This is a genomic window from Streptomyces adustus (genome assembly GCF_009377175.1).
In the GTDB taxonomy this organism is placed as follows: domain Bacteria; phylum Actinomycetota; class Actinomycetes; order Streptomycetales; family Streptomycetaceae; genus Streptomyces; species Streptomyces adustus.
Map to the genome: position 1 here is coordinate 1 of NZ_VJZD01000212.1, position 16,479 is coordinate 16,479.

General features: G+C 73.2%; 14 protein-coding genes. 6 read left to right on the forward strand and 8 right to left on the reverse strand.

The features are described from left to right. The first annotated feature begins 318 nt into the window (after positions 1 to 318). Together FNH09_RS35310 and FNH09_RS35315 are read left to right on the forward strand one after the other, a co-directional pair. Positions 319 to 990, forward strand: a complete 672-nt coding sequence (locus FNH09_RS35310; RefSeq protein ID WP_162469583.1) for an FCD domain-containing protein — start codon at positions 319 to 321, stop codon at positions 988 to 990. A gap of 179 nt (positions 991 to 1,169) precedes the next feature. Next, positions 1,170 to 2,513, forward strand: coding sequence for an amidase family protein (locus FNH09_RS35315; RefSeq protein ID WP_162469580.1), 1,344 nt, complete (start codon positions 1,170 to 1,172; stop codon positions 2,511 to 2,513). An 86-nt stretch (positions 2,514 to 2,599) separates the two neighbouring features. Here the strand turns inward: FNH09_RS35315 and FNH09_RS47880 are convergent, their stop codons facing one another. Next, on the reverse strand, positions 2,600 to 2,773 hold the full coding sequence (locus FNH09_RS47880; protein ID WP_338017790.1) for a hypothetical protein: 174 nt from the start codon (positions 2,771 to 2,773) through the stop codon (positions 2,600 to 2,602). Positions 2,774 to 3,234: 461 nt separating this feature from the next. Here FNH09_RS47880 and FNH09_RS35325 point away from each other — a divergent pair, with 461 nt between their 5' ends. Both FNH09_RS35325 and FNH09_RS35330 read left to right on the forward strand, forming a co-directional pair. After that, positions 3,235 to 3,684, forward strand: coding sequence for a hypothetical protein (locus tag FNH09_RS35325; RefSeq protein WP_152893974.1), 450 nt, complete (start codon positions 3,235 to 3,237; stop codon positions 3,682 to 3,684). A 70-nt stretch (positions 3,685 to 3,754) separates the two neighbouring features. Continuing rightward, a complete protein-coding gene (locus FNH09_RS35330; protein WP_152893975.1) occupies positions 3,755 to 4,564 on the forward strand; it encodes an SDR family oxidoreductase in 810 nt (269 codons plus the stop codon). On the opposite strand, the gene FNH09_RS35335 is transcribed toward FNH09_RS35330, so the two are convergent. The 5 genes from FNH09_RS35335 to FNH09_RS35355 all read right to left on the reverse strand — a co-directional run bounded on the left by FNH09_RS35335 (position 4,543) and on the right by FNH09_RS35355 (position 11,015). Continuing rightward, on the reverse strand, positions 4,543 to 6,036 hold the full coding sequence (locus FNH09_RS35335) for an SDR family NAD(P)-dependent oxidoreductase (protein ID WP_152893976.1): 1,494 nt from the start codon (positions 6,034 to 6,036) through the stop codon (positions 4,543 to 4,545). The genes FNH09_RS35330 and FNH09_RS35335 overlap by 22 nt on opposite strands. A 104-nt stretch (positions 6,037 to 6,140) precedes the next feature. Beyond that, complete coding sequence (locus tag FNH09_RS35340; protein WP_152893977.1) at positions 6,141 to 7,481, reverse strand: wax ester/triacylglycerol synthase family O-acyltransferase; 1,341 nt, start codon at positions 7,479 to 7,481, stop codon at positions 6,141 to 6,143. A 232-nt stretch (positions 7,482 to 7,713) separates the two neighbouring features. Next, positions 7,714 to 8,934 carry a glucose-1-phosphate adenylyltransferase gene (gene glgC / locus FNH09_RS35345; RefSeq protein WP_152893978.1) on the reverse strand — a complete coding sequence of 407 codons (1,221 nt, stop codon included), beginning with the start codon at positions 8,932 to 8,934 and terminating at the stop codon, positions 7,714 to 7,716. Between the two features lie 109 nt (positions 8,935 to 9,043). Beyond that, on the reverse strand, positions 9,044 to 10,204 hold the full coding sequence (gene glgA, locus FNH09_RS35350; protein ID WP_338017791.1) for a glycogen synthase: 1,161 nt from the start codon (positions 10,202 to 10,204) through the stop codon (positions 9,044 to 9,046). 37 nt (positions 10,205 to 10,241) lie between these two features. Then, positions 10,242 to 11,015, reverse strand: coding sequence for an IucA/IucC family C-terminal-domain containing protein (locus tag FNH09_RS35355; protein WP_152893979.1), 774 nt, complete (start codon positions 11,013 to 11,015; stop codon positions 10,242 to 10,244). Between the two features lie 209 nt (positions 11,016 to 11,224). Between FNH09_RS35355 and FNH09_RS35360 the strand changes: the two genes are divergently transcribed. Further along, the gene (locus tag FNH09_RS35360; protein ID WP_152893980.1) at positions 11,225 to 12,514 is read left to right on the forward strand and encodes a DMT family transporter; all 1,290 of its coding nucleotides are present in this window, start codon (positions 11,225 to 11,227) and stop codon (positions 12,512 to 12,514) included. On the opposite strand, the gene FNH09_RS35365 is transcribed toward FNH09_RS35360, so the two are convergent. Continuing rightward, positions 12,504 to 13,739: a transglycosylase family protein gene (locus FNH09_RS35365; protein ID WP_152893981.1), complete on the reverse strand. Its 1,236-nt coding sequence runs from the start codon at positions 13,737 to 13,739 to the stop codon at positions 12,504 to 12,506. The two genes, FNH09_RS35360 and FNH09_RS35365, sit on opposite strands and share 11 nt — an antisense overlap. 299 nt (positions 13,740 to 14,038) lie before the next feature. Between FNH09_RS35365 and gndA the strand changes: the two genes are divergently transcribed. Next, entirely contained in the window at positions 14,039 to 15,478 is a 1,440-nt protein-coding gene (gene gndA, locus FNH09_RS35370; protein WP_152893982.1) for an NADP-dependent phosphogluconate dehydrogenase, read from the forward strand. 159 nt (positions 15,479 to 15,637) lie between these two features. On the opposite strand, the gene FNH09_RS35375 is transcribed toward gndA, so the two are convergent. Continuing rightward, on the reverse strand, positions 15,638 to 16,288 hold the full coding sequence (locus tag FNH09_RS35375) for a LysE family transporter (RefSeq protein ID WP_162469582.1): 651 nt from the start codon (positions 16,286 to 16,288) through the stop codon (positions 15,638 to 15,640). Positions 16,289 to 16,479: the final 191 nt, after the last annotated feature.

Below are 16,479 nucleotides of genomic sequence, written 5' to 3' on the forward strand. Positions count from 1 at the left end.
CAGGGGGCACCGGGGACGACGCTGAGGGCACGGCGGGCCTTTCGGTCGGGTGCGGGACGGGGAACGCGAGGGACGCGGTTCGGCTCCTGACGGTGTGCGGTCGAGCGGCTGCCCGCATAATTATCGGACCACTTCGGGAAAACGACCCCCTGTGGCGGCGGATGGCCCCGATTTCGCGCCACAGTGGTCGGACCACCTCCGTGGTCGGATCGCGGCGCGTACGACAGGAGGAGCGGCGTGGACGAGACCGGGGCGCGGACCGGGGCACAGGGCGGCGCGCAGCAGGCGGGGGCCGGGGCCGGCCGGTCCCGGGGCACGGTGACGCAGCGCGCCATCGAGCGGATCAAGGCGATGATCGGCCAGGGCCTGCTGGAGCCGGGCCAGCGGCTGCCGACGGAACGCGACCTCGCCGCCGAGCTGGGCATCTCGCGCAGTTCGATGCGGGAGGCGATCCGCGCGCTCACGGTCATGGGCGTGCTGGAGGCCCGGCACGGCTCCGGCATCTACGTCACCCGGCTGGAGGCCGGCGACCTGCTGGAGACCTTCGGTGTCGTCGCGGATCTCTCCCGCGGTCCGCGGCTGGTGGAGCTGTTGGAGGTGCGCCGGGTGCTGGAGTCCACGGCGGCCGCGCTGGCCGCCGCGCGGATCACCCCGGACCGGCTCGCCGAGGTCGAGCGGCATCTGACCGCCATGAACGCCACGGACGACCCGGAGGAGATCCTCGCCCACGACCTGGCCTTCCACCGCGAGATCGCGGCGGCCGCGGGCAACGACACCATGGCCGCGATCCTGGAGGGCCTGTCCTCCCGCACGTTCCGCGCCCGGGTCCGGCGCGGCTGCCAGGAGGAAGGGGCCTTCGCCCGCACCCGCCGCGAGCACGCGGCGATCCACCGGGCGCTGGCCGCCCGGGACCCCGACGCGGCCCGCGCGGCGGCGGCCGCGCACGTGGCCGAGGTCGAGGAGTGGCTGCGCGGACAGGCCGGTGGCTGAGCTCGCCGCGGGAACTCGATCACACCTCTCGACGCGGGGCCCACGCAGGTGCATTGTTCTCCCAGAGTTCTCCCGCGGTACTCGACGTTCTCCCTCGGTACGCGAGGTTCTCGCCTCGGTGCTCGCAAGCAGCACCACCAGTACTCGCAAGTAGCACCACTGCGCACCAAGGAGCGCCCGTGACCAGCTGGGTCGGCCGGACCGCCGCAGAGATCGCCGCCGCCGTACGCGAGAAGCGGGCCGTGCCCCGCGAGGTGGTGGCCGAGCATCTCGCCCGGATCGAGCGGCTCGACGCCGGTGTCGGCGCCTTCCGCACGGTACGGGCCGAGGCCGCGCTGGCCGAGGCCGACGAGGTGGCCGGCCGGGCCGATCTGGCCGAACTGCCGCTGGCGGGCGTACCGGTGGCCGTCAAGGACAACCTCGCGGTGCGCGGCGAGTCCACCCGGATCGGCTCGGCCGCCACCCCGGACACGCCGGCCTCCGAGGACCATGTCACCGTGGCCCGGCTGCGGGCGGCGGGCGCGGTGGTCGTGGGTCTGACGAACGTGCCGGAACTGTGCATCTTCGGCACCACGGAGGGCGTGCACGGCACGGCCCGCAATCCGTGGGACCCCTCGCGCACGGCGGGCGGTTCGTCGGGCGGCAGCGCGGCCGCGGTCGCCGCCGGGATGGTGCCGATCGCCCTCGGCAACGACGGCATGGGTTCCTTGCGGATCCCGGCGGCCAACTGCGGCCTGGTCACCATCAAGCCCGGCCACGGGGTGGTGCCCGCGGGAATCAGTGACGGCGACTGGTTCGGCATGTCCGAGAACGGTCCGCTGGCCACCACGGTCGAGGACGCCCGGCTGATGTTCTCGGTGCTCGCGGACACGGAGGTCACGCGCGAGGAGGAGCCCGGCAGGCGCCGGATCGCGGTGTCGGTGCGCAGCCCGCTGGCCGGGGTCACGATCAGCGCGCCGTACGCGACCGCCGTGCGGGAGGCCGCGCGGCTGCTGGCCGGCGCGGGTCACGAGGTACGCCGGGCCGAGCCGCCGTACCCGCTCTCGCTCGGTGTCACCTCGCTCGCGCACTGGACGGCGGGCTCGGCGGTCGACGCCCGGGGGCTGGACCGGCGGCTGCTGGCCCGGCGCACCCGGGTGCACGCCACGGTCGGGCAGCGGTTCCTGGACGGGGTGCGCACCGGTGAGGGCCGCGAGCGGCTGCGGCGGAGGCTGGAGCCGTTCTTCGCCGAGCACGACATCCTGCTGACCCCGGCGCTCGCCCGGCGCTCGCCGAGGTCGGCGCCCTGGCACGAGCGCGGCTGGCTGCGCAATGTGCTGGTCAACACGAACTACTCGCCGCTGACCCCGCCGTGGAACCTGACCGGCTGGCCGGCCATGGCGGTGCCGCTCGGCACGCTGCCCTCGGGCGCCCCCACCGCCGTACAACTGGTGGGGCCACCCGGTTCCGAGAGGCAACTGCTGCGTCTGGCGGAACAGTTGGAGGAGCTGCGGCCTTGGCGGCGGACGGCGCCGCTGGACTAGGGCCTGTCCGCTTCGGTGATCTGCATGGGCGTGAGTCGAACACGCCCATGCGTACCGCGATCGCGACGGTCCTGCCCCGGAAGGGGTCAGTCCACGCTGGGCAGGATGTGGGGCTCGGCGAGGTCGTCCTCGTAGCCCGCCAGGCGGATCGGGGCGGACCGGGCCCACACGTCGAGGCTGCCGATCTCCCCCGGCCGGCGGCCCGTGCGCTCCGGGCGTTCCTTGGGGCGCTCCTCGCGATTCGTCTTCTCTGGTGTCACCGCGCACTCCTTATGTGTCGGTCACCCTCGGGACGTACCGGCCGGTTCTCCGGCCCGTTCTCGACGCCCGCTCGGGTCATTGCCGGAAGCGGTTCGGACGCGGTGGCGCCGGCTGACTCGCAGTGAGAGCAGGCCGTTGTGGACCGGCTTGTCCCATGACGGACTTCGGGTGTGGGTGGGACCCCTTACTGCTGTCCGTCGGCTACAGATTAACCAAATGAGCGGGGCAGTGCTCACTAGGTGGTTAAAACTTGGGGTAACTCTCGCAAGTCACCCCCGCGCACCACCCCTTGATTTAAACCTGTTTGCCCACTTTCGCGCCTTTCATCTATCACTCGTTCGGCCTACTGCAAGGAAAGTGACGTCGAGGGGCCGGGCAGTTCAAGTGCCGTTGGCCCAGTGGCAAGCAGGCCATGATCTGCTGATGTACCGCAACGGCTGTCTCGCGGGAGGACCGACGCATGGAGCTGCACAGCGTCGAGGAGCTGATGGACCTGCTGTACGCCTGCCGGGGCGTCCGCGACGCCCGGGGGCCCGCCCGGACCCCGGTCGATCTGCACGAGCACGCGCTGCGCACGGCGGCCCTGCTGCGCCGAAGTCGCCCCGCCGACAAGGAACTCCAGGTGACCGGCCTGGTGCACCCCATCGGGCAGCTGCTGCGGCCCGGCGACCCGGCCGGGCAGGCCGCCCACGCCGCCGACGCCGTAAGGCTGCTCCTGGGCCAGCGGGTGTCCCGGCTGATACGCCGGCACCCCTGGCTCGGCGGCTCCGCCGACGACGACCTGGCGAGCCTGCGCCAGGCGGCCGAGGAGGGCCGCGGGGCCGGGTTCGACGCCGGGGTCCTGGAGGACTGGCGGACCGTGCTGGAGCTGGTGGCCGAGCGGCACTCGACCCTGCGGGCGGTGGACTGAGGCCCCCGACCCGGGGCCGACTCCGCACCCGGGACTGGTAACTGACGGACCGTCATGAGACGGTACGCGGATGTCGTCGTCCTCCGGACTGGCGGGCCGGACCGCCGTCGTCACCGGGGCCACCCGCGGGATCGGGCGAGCGGTCGCCCGGGAGCTCGCCGCCGCCGGGGCGCGGGTGTGCGTCACCGGGCGGGACGCCGACGCGGTGCGGCGGACCGCCGCGGAACTGGGCGGCATCGGGCTCGCGGGCAGCGTGGCCGACCCCGGGCATCCGCTTGAGCTGACCGAGCTGGTGCTGCGCGAGTACGGGCGCATCGACGTCGTGGTCAACAACGCGGCGACGAACCAGCCGTACGGGCCGCTGATGGCCGTCGACCCGGAGGCCTGGCGCGCGGCGTTCGCCGTGAACGTCGAGGCGCCGCTGCGGCTGGTGCAGTGCGCCTGGCACGCGTGGCTGCGCGAACACGGGGGTGCGGTGGTCAACATCTGCACCGAGGGCGCGGAGCACGTCGGCCCGCACGTCGGCGCCTACGGGACCAGCAAGGCGGCCCTGCTGCACCTCACCCGGCAGCTCGCGGGCGAGCTGGCACCAGGGGTGCGGGTCAACTCCGTCTCCCCCGGCCTGGTCCGCACCGACCTGGCCCGGTTCGTGTGGGAGCCGGGCGAGGCGGAGGTGGCCGCGGGGCTGCCGGCGGGCCGGATCGGGGAGCCGGAGGACGTCGCGCGGGCCGTGGCCTGGCTGGTGTCCGACGCGGCCGCCTGGATCACGGGGGCCGACCTGCTGGTGGACGGCGGCACCCGGGTGCGGGCCGCGTACTCCTCAGCGGGGTACGCGGTCCACGACCGGCTGCGCCGGGCTCACCACTTGCCCGGCGCGTAGTCCTTCATGAAGACGCCGTACAGGTCCTCGCCCGCCTCGCCGCGCACGATCGGGTCGTAGACACGGGCCGCGCCGTCGACCAGGTCGAGCGGGGCGTGGAAGCCCTCGTCGGCCAGCCGCAGCTTGTCGTAGTGCGGGCGCTCGTCGGTGATCCAGCCGGTGTCGACCGAGGTCATCAGGATGCCGTCGGTGTCGAACATCTCCTGGGCGCTGGTCCGCGTCACCATGTTCATGGCGGCCTTGGCGGCGTTGGTGTTCGGGTGGCCGGCGCCCTTGTAGCCGCGGCCGAACACCCCTTCCATCGCGGAGACGTTGACCACGTACGCGCGCTTCGCGGACGCCTTGCGCGCGGCCTCGGCCATCTGCGGCCGCAACTTGCTGATCAGGATGAACGGTGCCGTGTAGTTGCACAGCTGGGTCTCCAGCAGCTCCACCGGCGAGATCTGCTCGATGGTCTGCACCCAGGTGTTGGTGTCGACCACGTCGGGCACCAGACCGCCGGCGTCGATGGCCGTGCCCTCGCGGTGGCGGACCACGCTGGCGTTGCCGGCGACCAGGGCGAGGTCGGCCACCTTCTGCGCGTCCAGGCCGCTGACCCCGACCGGCAGCGCGGTCAGTCCGTCGACCGCTCCGGAGTTGAAGGCGCCGATGATCTGGCGGGCGGGCAGCTCACCGGCCGGCAGCGGGGCGCTCTCGCCCTCGACGAGCGCGGCGTACGCCGAGGGCAGCCGCCGTACGGTCTGGGTGGCGTTGTTGATCAGGATGTCGAGCGGGCCCTGCGCGGCGATCCGGTCGGCGAGCTCCACGGCCTGGGCCGGGTCGCGCAGGTCGATGCCGACGACCTCCAGGCGGTGGATCCAGTCCGCCGAGTCGTCCATGGCCTTGAACCGGCGGACCGCGTCGTTCGGGAAGCGGGTGGTGATCGTGGTGTGGGCACCGTCACGCAGCAGCCGCAGCGCGATGTACATACCGATCTTGGCGCGGCCGCCGGTGAGCAGCGCGCGCTTGCCGGTGAGGTCGGTGCGGGCGTCGCGGCGGTCGCGGTTCAGGGCGGCACATGCCGGGCAGAGCTGGTGGTAGAAGTAGTCGACCTCGACGTAGCGGGTCTTGCAGGTGTAGCAGGAGCGCGGGCGCTGGAGTATCCCCGCGATCTGGCCCTCCGACGTCACCGACGACGGCAGGATGCCCTCGGTCTCGTCGTCGATGCGCTGGGCGGAGCCGGTCGCGGTGGCCTCTGTGACCGCCTTGTCGTGCGCGGTCTTGGCGGCCCGGCGCTCCTGGCGGCGGCGCTGCTTGACCGTGCGGTAGATGGCCGCGGTGGCCCGGCGCACGGTGATCGCGTCGGGGTGGTCGACGTCCAGTTCGTCGAGCTCCTCGAGCACGCCGAGGCAGACGGCCAGTCGCTCCGGGTCGATACCGGGCCCGTACACCACGTCGTCCGTGGTCGTCGTGCCGTGCTCTGTCACCGTCATCGCGCTGCCGTTCCCTGGGGTCCCGTCGCGGCGCTCCGACCGCGCTCGCTTTCGAACGGGGAATTCTACGGAGCGCCCGACCCCGGGACAAAACCGCTGGGCGGTCAAGGGCCGCAGGCCGTGATGAGCGTCTCCACCTCCTCGGTCAGGGCTTGGGCGAAGCGGTCCAGGTCCGGTACGGCCTCGGCGTCGGCGACGAGCCCGTAGTGGACCCGGCCGCGATACGTCGAGACGGCGACCGCGAGGGACTGGCCGCGGGCGAGCGGGGCCAGCGGGTAGACCTCGGTGACCGGGTTGCCGCCGAGCTTCAGCCCGAGGCTGGGCAGCGGCACGCTGGTGACCAGGATGTCGAACCAGAGCCGGGCCGCCTGGCTCACCAGCGGTCCGCCGAGCCGGTGGCCGAGCGCGGGCACATGGTCGGCGAGCAGGGCGACGGCGCCCGCGCCGCGGTGCGGGCCCGCGTCCTTGTTGCGGTCCATCTGGGCGCGGACCGCGCCCAGCCGGCCGAGCGGGTCCGGATCGTCGACCGGAAGCCGTATCAAGTAGCCCGAGAGCCGGTTGCCCTGCGGCTGCGCGGTGCGCGGGCGGCGCCGGGAGACGGGGATGAGCGCGCGGGGCGCCACCCCGGTGCTGCCGTCGCCGCGTTCGTCGAGCCAGCGGCGCAGCGCTCCGGCGACGACCGCGATCAGTACGTCGTTGACGGTGCCGCCCACCGTCTTGCGCACCCGGTGCACGTCGTCGAGGTCGATCACCACGCCGGCGATGCGCCGGGTGCCGGTGGGTTGGGCGGTCAGTGCCGGAACGGTTCGCCCGCCCAGGGTGGACACGGCGACGGAGGCGCCGATGTCCAGGGCCCGGCCCGCGTCGGACAGCGCCCCCCGCAGCATCCCCGGCAGCCTGCGCACGTCGGGCAGCAGGCCGCGCGCGGGCGGCTGCGCCGGGCGCGGACGGGGCGCGGGCAGGTCGAGGGGGTCGAGCACGGCGGCGGCGAGCGTCAACGCGCGCAGGCCGTCGGCGAGGGCGTGGTGGAACTTGAAGAGCACGGCGAAGGAGACGCCGTCCTCGCCCGGCAGCACATGCGCCTCCCAGGGCGGGCGGCCGCGCTCCAGCGGACGCTCCATCAAACGGCCCGCCTCCGCGTGGAAGTCGGCCGTCGGGGCGTGCAGCAGGACATGGTGGAAGGGGTCGAACTCCGGGTCGGCCTCCCGGGCCGCACCGCCGAAGGCCAGCGGCCGGCGCAGGTCGAGCGGCTGCCACACGTCCCGGATCCGCATCCGCAACCCCGGTACGACGGCCGCGCGGGCGGCGAGCAGATCGGCCGCGTGTGCGCCCGCGGTGGGCGAGCGCGCCGAGAAGACGCCGAGCGCGCCGAGGTGCATCGGATGCTCGGCGGACTCGATGTTCCAGAACGCCAGGTCGAGAGGGGCGAGCAGGTCGGAAGTCAATGGCTTGCCTCGCGTCGACGAGGGGATGGTTGAGCAAGCAGTCAATCGCCATGGACGATTACGGTCAAGCGCGATCAGGCTACGCTCAGTAAACAGCGGATTAAGTCCCGGTCACAGCGCCCCATCAACCCCGCTGGTCACAGGCGTTCCGGCGCGTCGCCGGAGCCGGTCCCGGACGGGCCAGGCCCAGGCGATCGACACCGCGTTCGTTTTCCCGGGGGCAGAGCAGGCCCTAGGGGACCAGCTGCCCCTTGCCCAAGGCGATCACTCCGCTCTTCGAGACGGTGTACAGCTCCGCGTCCCGCTCCGGGTTCACCCCGATCGTCGCGCCCGGCGGGACCTCGACGTTCTTGTCCAGGACGGCCCCGCGCACCACCGCGCCCCGGCCGATGTGGACGTTGTCGTGCAGGATCGAACCCTGGACGACCGCCCCCGGGTCCACCACCACGCCCGGCGACAGCACGGACCGCGTCACCTGCCCGCGGATCAGACAGCCGGCGCTGATGATCGACTCGCCCGCGATGCCCCCGGCGTTGAAACGGGCCGGGGACAACTGGTTGGAGTGGGTGTAGATCGGCCAGCTGCGGTTGTAGAGGTTGAACGCCGGGCGCTCGGCGATCAGGTCCATGTGGGCGTCGTAGTACGCGTCGAGGGTGCCGACGTCCCGCCAGTAGCCCTGGTCGCGGCTGGTCTCACCGGGCACGTGGTTGGCGCTGAAGTCGTACAGCTGCGCCTCGCCCCGGCCGGTGAGCTGGGGCAGGATCGAGCCGCCCATGTCGTGCAGCGAGCTCTCGTCCTCGGCGTCCCGCTGGAGCGCCTCGATCAGCGTCTTGGTGGTGAAGAGGTAGTTGCCCATCGAGGCGAACACGGACTCCGGGTCGTCGGGCAGGCCCGGCGGGTCGGCGGGCTTCTCCAGGAAGCGCTGGACGCTCTGGCCGTCCGAGCCCGGCGTGATCACACCGAACGACGCGGACTCGGCGCGCGGTACGCGGATGCCCGCCACCGTCACCCCGGCGCCGCTTTCGACGTGCTGGGCGAGCATCTGCCGGGGGTCCATGCGATAGACGTGGTCGGCTCCGAACACCGCGACGTACTCCGGCTGTTCGTCGTAGACCAGGTTCAGCGACTGGAGGATCGCGTCGGCGCTGCCCAGGTACCAGCGCGGGCCGAGCCGCTGCTGCGCCGGGACGGGCGTGACGTAGTTGCCCAGCAGGCTGGACATCCGCCAGGTCGTGGTGATGTGCCGGTCCAGCGAGTGCGACTTGTACTGCGTCAGGACGCAGATGCGCAGGATGTCGGCGTTGACGAGGTTGGACAGGACGAAGTCGACGAGGCGGTAGGTGCCGCCGAAGGTGACCGCGGGTTTCGCCCGGTCCGCGGTCAGCGGCATCAGGCGCTTGCCCTCACCGCCCGCCAGCACGATCCCGAGCACCGAAGGTCCTCCACGACGCATGGCCGCTCCCCTCACCCTGGTTGACACAGATCTGCCCCACGACGCTCGCGCTAAGCCTGTCCGGGGATGTCCGCATCGGTCCGCGCTCGGGCCGTCTCCGGCGGTGCGCTCAGGCCTCCTTGAGGATCTCCTCGTAGAGCCGGACCGTGCGCCGGGCCACCGCGTCCCAGCCGAACTCGCCCACCGCGCGCTCCCGTCCCGCCTCGCCCATCCGCCGGGCCGTCGCCGGGTCGCCGAGGACGGAGTCCAACGCCCGTGCCAGGCCTGCCTCGAAGACCTCGTCGGACGGGTCCACGTCCACCAGCACGCCCGTCGTCCCGTCCGCCACCACCTCCGGGATGCCGCCGACCCGCGAGGCCACCACGGGCGTACCGCAGGCCATCGCCTCCAGGTTGACGATGCCGAGCGGCTCGTACACCGAGGGACAGACGAACACGGAGGCATGGGTGAGGAGTTGGACGACCTCGGGACGGGGCAGCATCCGCGGGATCCAGTGCACGCCGTCGCGGGCCCGGCTCAGCTCCTCGAACAGGTCGCGGAACTCCCGGTCGATCTCCGGGGTGTCGGGCGCGCCCGCGCACAGCACCACCTGCGCCGCCGGGTCGATGTCCCTTACCGCGCGCAGCAGATGGGGCACGCCCTTCTGGCGGGTGATCCGGCCGACGAACAGCACGTACGGACGGTCCGGGTCGACCCCGGCGCGGACCAGCGCGTCGGTTCCATGGTCGGGCCGGTAGAGCGCGGTGTCGATGCCGTTGTGCACCACGTGCACCCGTCTCGGGTCCAGCGCCGCATAGCAGGAGAGGATGTCCTCGCGCATGGCACCGGACACCGCGATCACCGCGTCGGCCCCCTCCACGGCGGTGCGCTCGGCCCAGCTCGACAGCGCGTACCCGCCGCCGAGCTGTTCGGCCTTCCAGGGGCGCAGCGGCTCCAGCGAGTGGGCCGTCAGTACGTGCGGGATGCCGTACAGGAGCTTGGCGAAGTGGCCGGCGAGGTTGGCGTACCAGGTGTGCGAGTGGACGAGTTCGCGCCCCTCGGCGGCCGCGGCGATCGACAGGTCGGTGGAGAAGGTGCGCAGCGCGTCGTTGGCGCCGTCGAGCGCGGACCAGGAGCGGTGCCGGGTGACCCCGTCCGTGCGGCCCTCGCCCCAGCAGTGCACGTCGAGGTCCACGAGGGGGCGCAGCTCCCTGGCGAGGAACTCGACATGGACGCCCGCGCCGCCGTACACGTCCGGGGGGTACTCCCGGGTCAGCAGTCCCACTCGCACCCGGATCCCCCTGTCTCAGTGGCTGGTTCTCTCATGGTCACCCAGATGTGTCCCGCGCGGAAGACCGCGGTGGTCGTACGAAGCAGCAGTCGCCGCAGACGCCGCCGCCCGGCACCCGGTAGTACAGGCAGCAGTTGCGGCGCCGGAACGCTGTGCCGGTGAGGGTGCCGGTATCCGTGAGAAGGGGGTGGCGCAGGAGTGCGGCGGCCAGGGAGCGGGCGCCGGCCGCGACGTCCGTACGTCCGTTCGCCCGCGCCCAGCGGTCCAGCTCCCGGGCCGCCCCGGCGAGCGCGGATCCGGCGTTGCCCCACAGCAGGCCCTCGGCGACCCGGTAGCGGGTGCGTACGAGCGCCGTCAGCGGCCGGAGGTGTCCGGTCAGCACGGCATCGGCGACGGTCGCCGGGTCCGCCGGCAGCGGGCGCACCTCGGACAGCCACAGGTCGTCGGGGGCGCCGGCGTCGGCGTCCCAGCGCAGCAGGCGCGGGTCGAGGTCGGGGATCCGCCCGTACAACGCGGCGCACCCGAGCGCGGCCGACCACAGCCGGGCCGCGAGCGCCTGGTGCGCCACGGACGCCCCGACGCGGGCCTCGGCGGTCCGCAGACTCCGGGTGACCTTCCGGATCCGGAAGTCCAGCGGGTCGGGGTGCCCGTCCGGGGCCGGGTTGTCGTAGACGTCCTTCAGCGCGGGTGGTGGCCCGGCGGGCGCCGCGGGCGCGGCCGGGAGGGTGCGCAGGACGAAGAAGCCGCCGAGCGGGCGGAGCGCGGCGAGGCCGGGGTCGAGGTCGTGGTCCACGACCAGCAGTAGTACCAAGTCCGGTAGGAGCCGTGATCAGCCGGTTCCCCTCCGTGTCACCCACCCTGGGGAGGAGCGTCCGCCTTCCGTACTCCATCGGCAGTAGGACCCATTGCCTGCTCAGGGACGACGACGGGAAGGGATCGACCGGGCAGGGTGTTGGTTATGAACGCCCACCGTTCGCCGCGCCGCGCCCAGTGCGCGCGCCTCACGCAGAGGAGCCGCCCATGAGTGCCCTCGCGTTGTCCGTGTTGCTGTCGCTGGTCTCCGCCGTGGCGTACGCGGGCGGTGCGATCGTGCAGGAGCAGGTCGCGGTCTCGTCCCCCGACGAACAGTTCGCGCCGCTGCGCCGGGCGAGCTGGTGGGCGGCCGTGGCGCTGAACGGGCTCGGCGGTGTGCTGCACGTGGTGGCGCTCGCCTGCGGTCCGCTGAGCCTGGTCCAGCCGCTGGGCGCGCTCACTATCGTGTTCGCGCTGCCGATGGCGGCCCTGTTCGTCGGCCGCAGGGCCGGGGCCACGGCCTGGCGCGGCGCGATCATGGCGACGGTGGGACTGGCTGGCCTGCTCGCGCTGGTCGGCGCGGCCCACGCGCAGTCGCTCGGCACGACCCAGCGGATCGGCGCCGCGGTGGTCACCGGCGGCGCGGTGGTGGCGCTGATGACCGCCGCGCGGGCGGCGCACCGGCACCCGGCGGTGCGCAGCGTGCTGCTCGCCACCGCGTCCGGCATCGCGTTCGGCATGTCCTCGGTGTTCACCAAGACGGTGGCGGTCGACTGGACGGGTGGGGTGGTGACGGGCGACCTGCCGTCGCTGGCCGTCATCGCGGTCCTGGCGACGGCCGGCATGCTGCTGTCGCAGGCCTCCTACCGGGGCGCGGGACTCGCGGCCCCGCTGGCGACGCTGACGGTCGTCAACCCGGTGGTCGCGGCCGCGGTGGGCATCACGATGTTCGGCGAAACCTTCCGGCACGGCACCACCGGCACCGTGCTCGCGCTGAGCTGCGCCGTGGTGGCGGCGGGCGGCCTGATCCTGCTGACCACCGAGCGTCTCGCGCACGAGCCGGAGGCGACGGCACCGGCACCCGCACCCGCACCCGCACCCGCACCGGCGGAGCTCCGCGAGACCCCGCGGCTCCCGATCCCCGGGCAGGGGGTCCCCGGACAGGCCATCGCCGGACGGACGGTCCCCAGACAGGCGATCGCCGCCGTGCCGGAGGACGCCGCCCCGGTGCTCTCCCGGACGCCCGGTGTCACCCCGCCCCGGGACGAGCCGGACGGCGCACCGAACGGTGTCCCGGACCTTGCCGCGGACCTCGTCCCGGACCTCGCCGCGGAGCTCGTCCCGGCCCGGGACACGAGCGGCAGGGATCCGAACGACGACGAGCCGCGCGGCCTCCCGCGCCCCGAGGCCCGGACCGAGCCCCAGGACGAGGAGCCGCGCTACTACAGCTCCTTCTACGGCGGCCCGTTCGTGGTGATGCCGGTGGTGGACCGGCAGCACACCCGCGTCAGATCCTGACGCCACCGGCCCGCAGGTACGCCAGCGGGTCGATGTCCGTACCGAACCCGGGCCCCGTCCGCACCTCGAAGTGCAGATGCGGGCCCGTGGTGTTGCCCGTGGCGCCCGACCGCCCGATGCGCTGGCCGCCGCCCACCGACTGCCCGGCCTTCACCGAGATCGCCGACAGGTGCGCGTACTGCGTGTAGCGGCCGTCGGCGTGCCGGATCACCACCTGGTAGCCGAAGGAACCGCCCCACCCGGCGTCGACCACCCGCCCCGGCGCGACCGCCTTGACGCTCGTACCGGTGGGCACGGGGAAGTCCACGCCCGTGTGGTAGCCCTTCGACCAGTGCGAGCCCTCCGCGTGGTACGCCGTGCCGAGGGCCGCGTGGACCGGGGCGACGAGGTCATGGGCACCGGACGTGGTCGCCTTCGCGGCGTCCGACGTGGACCTGTGCGGGGCCTTGCGCGCGGGGGTGTGGGCCGGGGCGGCCGGGCCGGCCGACTTCCCGGCGGCCTTGGTCCTGGCCTTGGCCTTGGCGTCGGCGCGCAGGCTCAGCCGCTGGCCCGGCAGGATCAGGTCGGGGTCGGCGCCGACGGTGGCGCGGTTGGCGCTGTACAGCCGCTGCCAGCCGCCGCGCACCTGCTGCTCCTCGGCGATCCCGGAGAGCGTGTCCCCGCGCACCACCGTGTACATCTCGGCCGTCCCGGCCCGCGACTGGGGCGTGGTCTGCGGCTGCACATCCGCTACGGAGGTGTGCGCGGCGGTCCGGGTGGAGCCCGCGGAACTCCTGGCGTCCCGCGCCGAGTGCGCGGCGGTCCGGGTGGAGGTGGTGCCGGCCGGGTGGATGTCGGGCGTGTCGCCGCCCCGGGCCAGCCCCGCCCGTACGGAGCACACCGGCCAGGCGCCGGGGCCCTGCCCCTTCAGCACCCGCTCCGCGACCGCGATCTGCTGGTCCCGGGTGGCCAGATCGGCCCGCCGCGCGTACGCCGTACCGCCGTACGCCTCCCAGGTGGACCGGGTGAACTGGAGCCCGCCGAAGTAACCGTTGCCGGTGTTGACGGCCCAGTTGCCGCTGGACTCGCAGGCGGCGACCTTGTTCCAGGTGTCCACGTCGGCCGCCTGGGCGGTGCCCGCGCCGATGAGCGGGATCGCGATACCGGCGCCGCCCGCCGTGACCGTGAGCGACGCGCGGTTGATCCTGTTCGGCTGGTACCGGCGGTGCCGGCCGCGTACGGCCATGGAGAGCCCCCTCGACGCACGTCAGGAGGGGCAAAAGTAAGCGCCCCGAACAGGCCATGACAAGACGGCAATCAGCCGCCCTCGCACACAAGTGGCGAGGAATCCGACCGACTTCCCGAGCGGCTGAGGCAGGAGGGGGTTCCGGCGCGTATCTGCGTACGCGACATGGAACAGCCCGGACGTGCGGTCGGCGAACCGTAACGTCAGGATGGTCGATGCGGCGATACTGAGCGCAACACCGGCAATACTGACGGACACGACCGGCACGACCGATATCAGGATGCTTAGGAGCCAACCGTATGAGCACTACAGCCCAGATCGGCGTCACGGGTCTCGCGGTCATGGGCCGCAACCTCGCCCGCAACTTCGCGCGCAACGGGTACGCGGTCGCGGTCCACAACCGGACCTCGGCGCGCACCCACGCCCTGGTCGAGGAGTTCGGGCACGAGGGCGAGTTCGTCGCGGCCGAGACCGCGAAGGACTTCGTGGCGGCGCTGGAGCGGCCGCGTCGGCTGGTCATCATGGTGAAGGCCGGTGAGCCGACGGACGCGGTGATCGAGGAGTTCGCGCCGCTCCTCGAGCCCGGCGACATGATCATCGACGGCGGCAACGCGCACTTCGCGGACACCCGGCGCCGCGAGCGCGCCCTGCGCGAACAGGGCATCCACTTCGTCGGCACGGGCGTCTCGGGCGGCGAGGAGGGCGCGCTGAACGGCCCGAGCATCATGCCGGGCGGCTCGAAGGAGTCGTACGAATCCCTCGGCCCCATGCTGGAGAAGATCTCCGCGAAGGCGGCGGACGGCGCCCCCTGTGTGACGCACGTGGGTCCCGACGGCGCCGGGCACTTCGTGAAGATGGTCCACAACGGCATCGAGTACGCCGACATGCAGCTGATCGGCGAGGCGTACCAGCTGCTGCGCGACGTCGCCGGGTACTCCCCCGCGCAGATCGCGGAGATCTTCCGCACCTGGAACACGGGCCGGCTCGACTCGTACCTGATCGAGATCACCGCCGAGGTGCTGTCGCACGTCGACGCGGCGACGGGCAAGCCGTTCGTGGACGTCGTCCAGGACCAGGCGGAGCAGAAGGGCACCGGCCGCTGGACCGTCCAGATCGCCCTGGACCTGGGCGTCCCGGTGTCCGGTATCGCGGAGGCCGTCTTCGCGCGCTCCCTGTCCGGGCACAGCGCGCTGCGCGAGGCCTCGCGCGGCCTGGCCGGACCGAAGGCCTCCGCGCTGTCGGAGTCCGAGGCCGCGGCCTTCGCGGACCGGGTGGAGCAGGCGCTGTACGCCTCGAAGATCGTCTCGTACACGCAGGGCTTCCACGAGATCGCGGCGGGCAGCGAGGAGTACGACTGGGACATCGACCTCGGCGCGGTCTCCTCGATCTGGCGCGGCGGCTGCATCATCCGCGCGGCCTTCCTGGACCGCATCCGGGCCGCCTACGACGCCCGGCCCGACCTGCCGAGCCTGCTGTCCGACGAGACGTTCGCGCAGGAGATCGCGGCCGCGCAGGACGACTGGCGCGAGGTCCTGATCGCCGCGACCCGCGAGGGTGTCCCCACCCCCGGCTTCGCCGCGGCGCTCGCCTACTACGACGCCCTGCGCGCCGAGCGGCTGCCGGCCGCGCTCACGCAGGGGCAGCGCGACTTCTTCGGTGCGCACACCTACCGGCGGGTGGACCGGGAGGGCTCGTTCCACACGATGTGGGGCGGCGACCGGTCCGAGGTCGAGGCGTAACCGCTCGACGACGTCACGACGGACCGTACGACCGCTGCCCGCCGCACCGGCGGGTGACCACGGCGGGCGACCACACCGGTCGCCCGCCGTCGGCGTGTCCGGCGTCGGCGCACATGGTCATGGTCAGGGCAAGCAGCGCCCCGGCAGGTGGGCCCGGGCTCAGTCGCCGAATGCGAGCCGGATGCCGAACGCGCCGACGACCGTGCCGGTCACCCGGTCGAGCAGGCGCCGGGTGGAGTGGCTGCGCAGCCGGTCGCGCAGCAGGTGGGCGCAGCCGACGAGGACGGACGACCAGAGCGTCCCCAGCACGACATGGGTTCCGGCGAGCAGGACGCCCATCGCGAGATGTGAGCTGCCCGCCGGGACGAACTGCGGGAGCACGGCCACGTAGAACGCGCCGACCTTGGGATTGAGCAGGTTCGTCAGCGCGCCCTGCCGCCAGCCGCCACGCAGCGTGTCCGGGGCACCGTCGGCCTCCTGCGGCTCTCCGGTCGGCTCGCCTTCCGGCACGCCGGCCCGGCGCCGGGTGGACCAGATCATGCGTCCGCCCATCCAGACGAGGTAGGCGGCACCCGCCCAGCGGACGATGGCGTAGGCGAGCTGGGAGGCGGTCAGCAGGGCAGTGACGCCCAGCGAGGTGAGGACGCCCCAGGTCAGGGTCCCGGTCTGGATCCCGAGGACGACACCCCAGGCCCGGCGCCGATGGCCCAGCGCGGCTGTCCGCAGCACGAGCGCGGTGTCCAGCCCCGGTGTGAGGGTGAGCAGGCCGACGATGACGGCGAAGCCCCAGAGGGCGGAGAAGTCGATCACGCGACGACCCTAGGGCGTCCGGCCACCGCAAAGCCACCGCTTCTGCCCGCCATCGGGCAGGCAGCCGGTACATCCGGGTGCCCTTCAGGTCCCTCAGGACAGCGGCGGTCCCGGTTCGGGGCTCGGCACCGGTTCCGGGCCCGGCGGGATCGGTGACGGGGAGGGTTCCGGGGGCGGCGTCGGCTCGGGGG

Coding starts and splice junctions, on each gene's coding strand:
- FNH09_RS35325 (WP_152893974.1), top strand. CDS start 3,235: ATGGAGCTGCACAGCGTCGAGGAGCTGATGGACCTGCTGTACGCCTGC.
- FNH09_RS35330 (WP_152893975.1), top strand. CDS start 3,755: ATGTCGTCGTCCTCCGGACTGGCGGGCCGGACCGCCGTCGTCACCGGG.
- FNH09_RS35335 (WP_152893976.1), bottom strand. CDS start 6,036: ATGACGGTGACAGAGCACGGCACGACGACCACGGACGACGTGGTGTAC.
- glgC (WP_152893978.1), bottom strand. CDS start 8,934: ATGCGTCGTGGAGGACCTTCGGTGCTCGGGATCGTGCTGGCGGGCGGT.
- FNH09_RS35360 (WP_152893980.1), top strand. CDS start 11,225: ATGAGTGCCCTCGCGTTGTCCGTGTTGCTGTCGCTGGTCTCCGCCGTG.
- FNH09_RS35365 (WP_152893981.1), bottom strand. CDS start 13,739: ATGGCCGTACGCGGCCGGCACCGCCGGTACCAGCCGAACAGGATCAAC.
- gndA (WP_152893982.1), top strand. CDS start 14,039: ATGAGCACTACAGCCCAGATCGGCGTCACGGGTCTCGCGGTCATGGGC.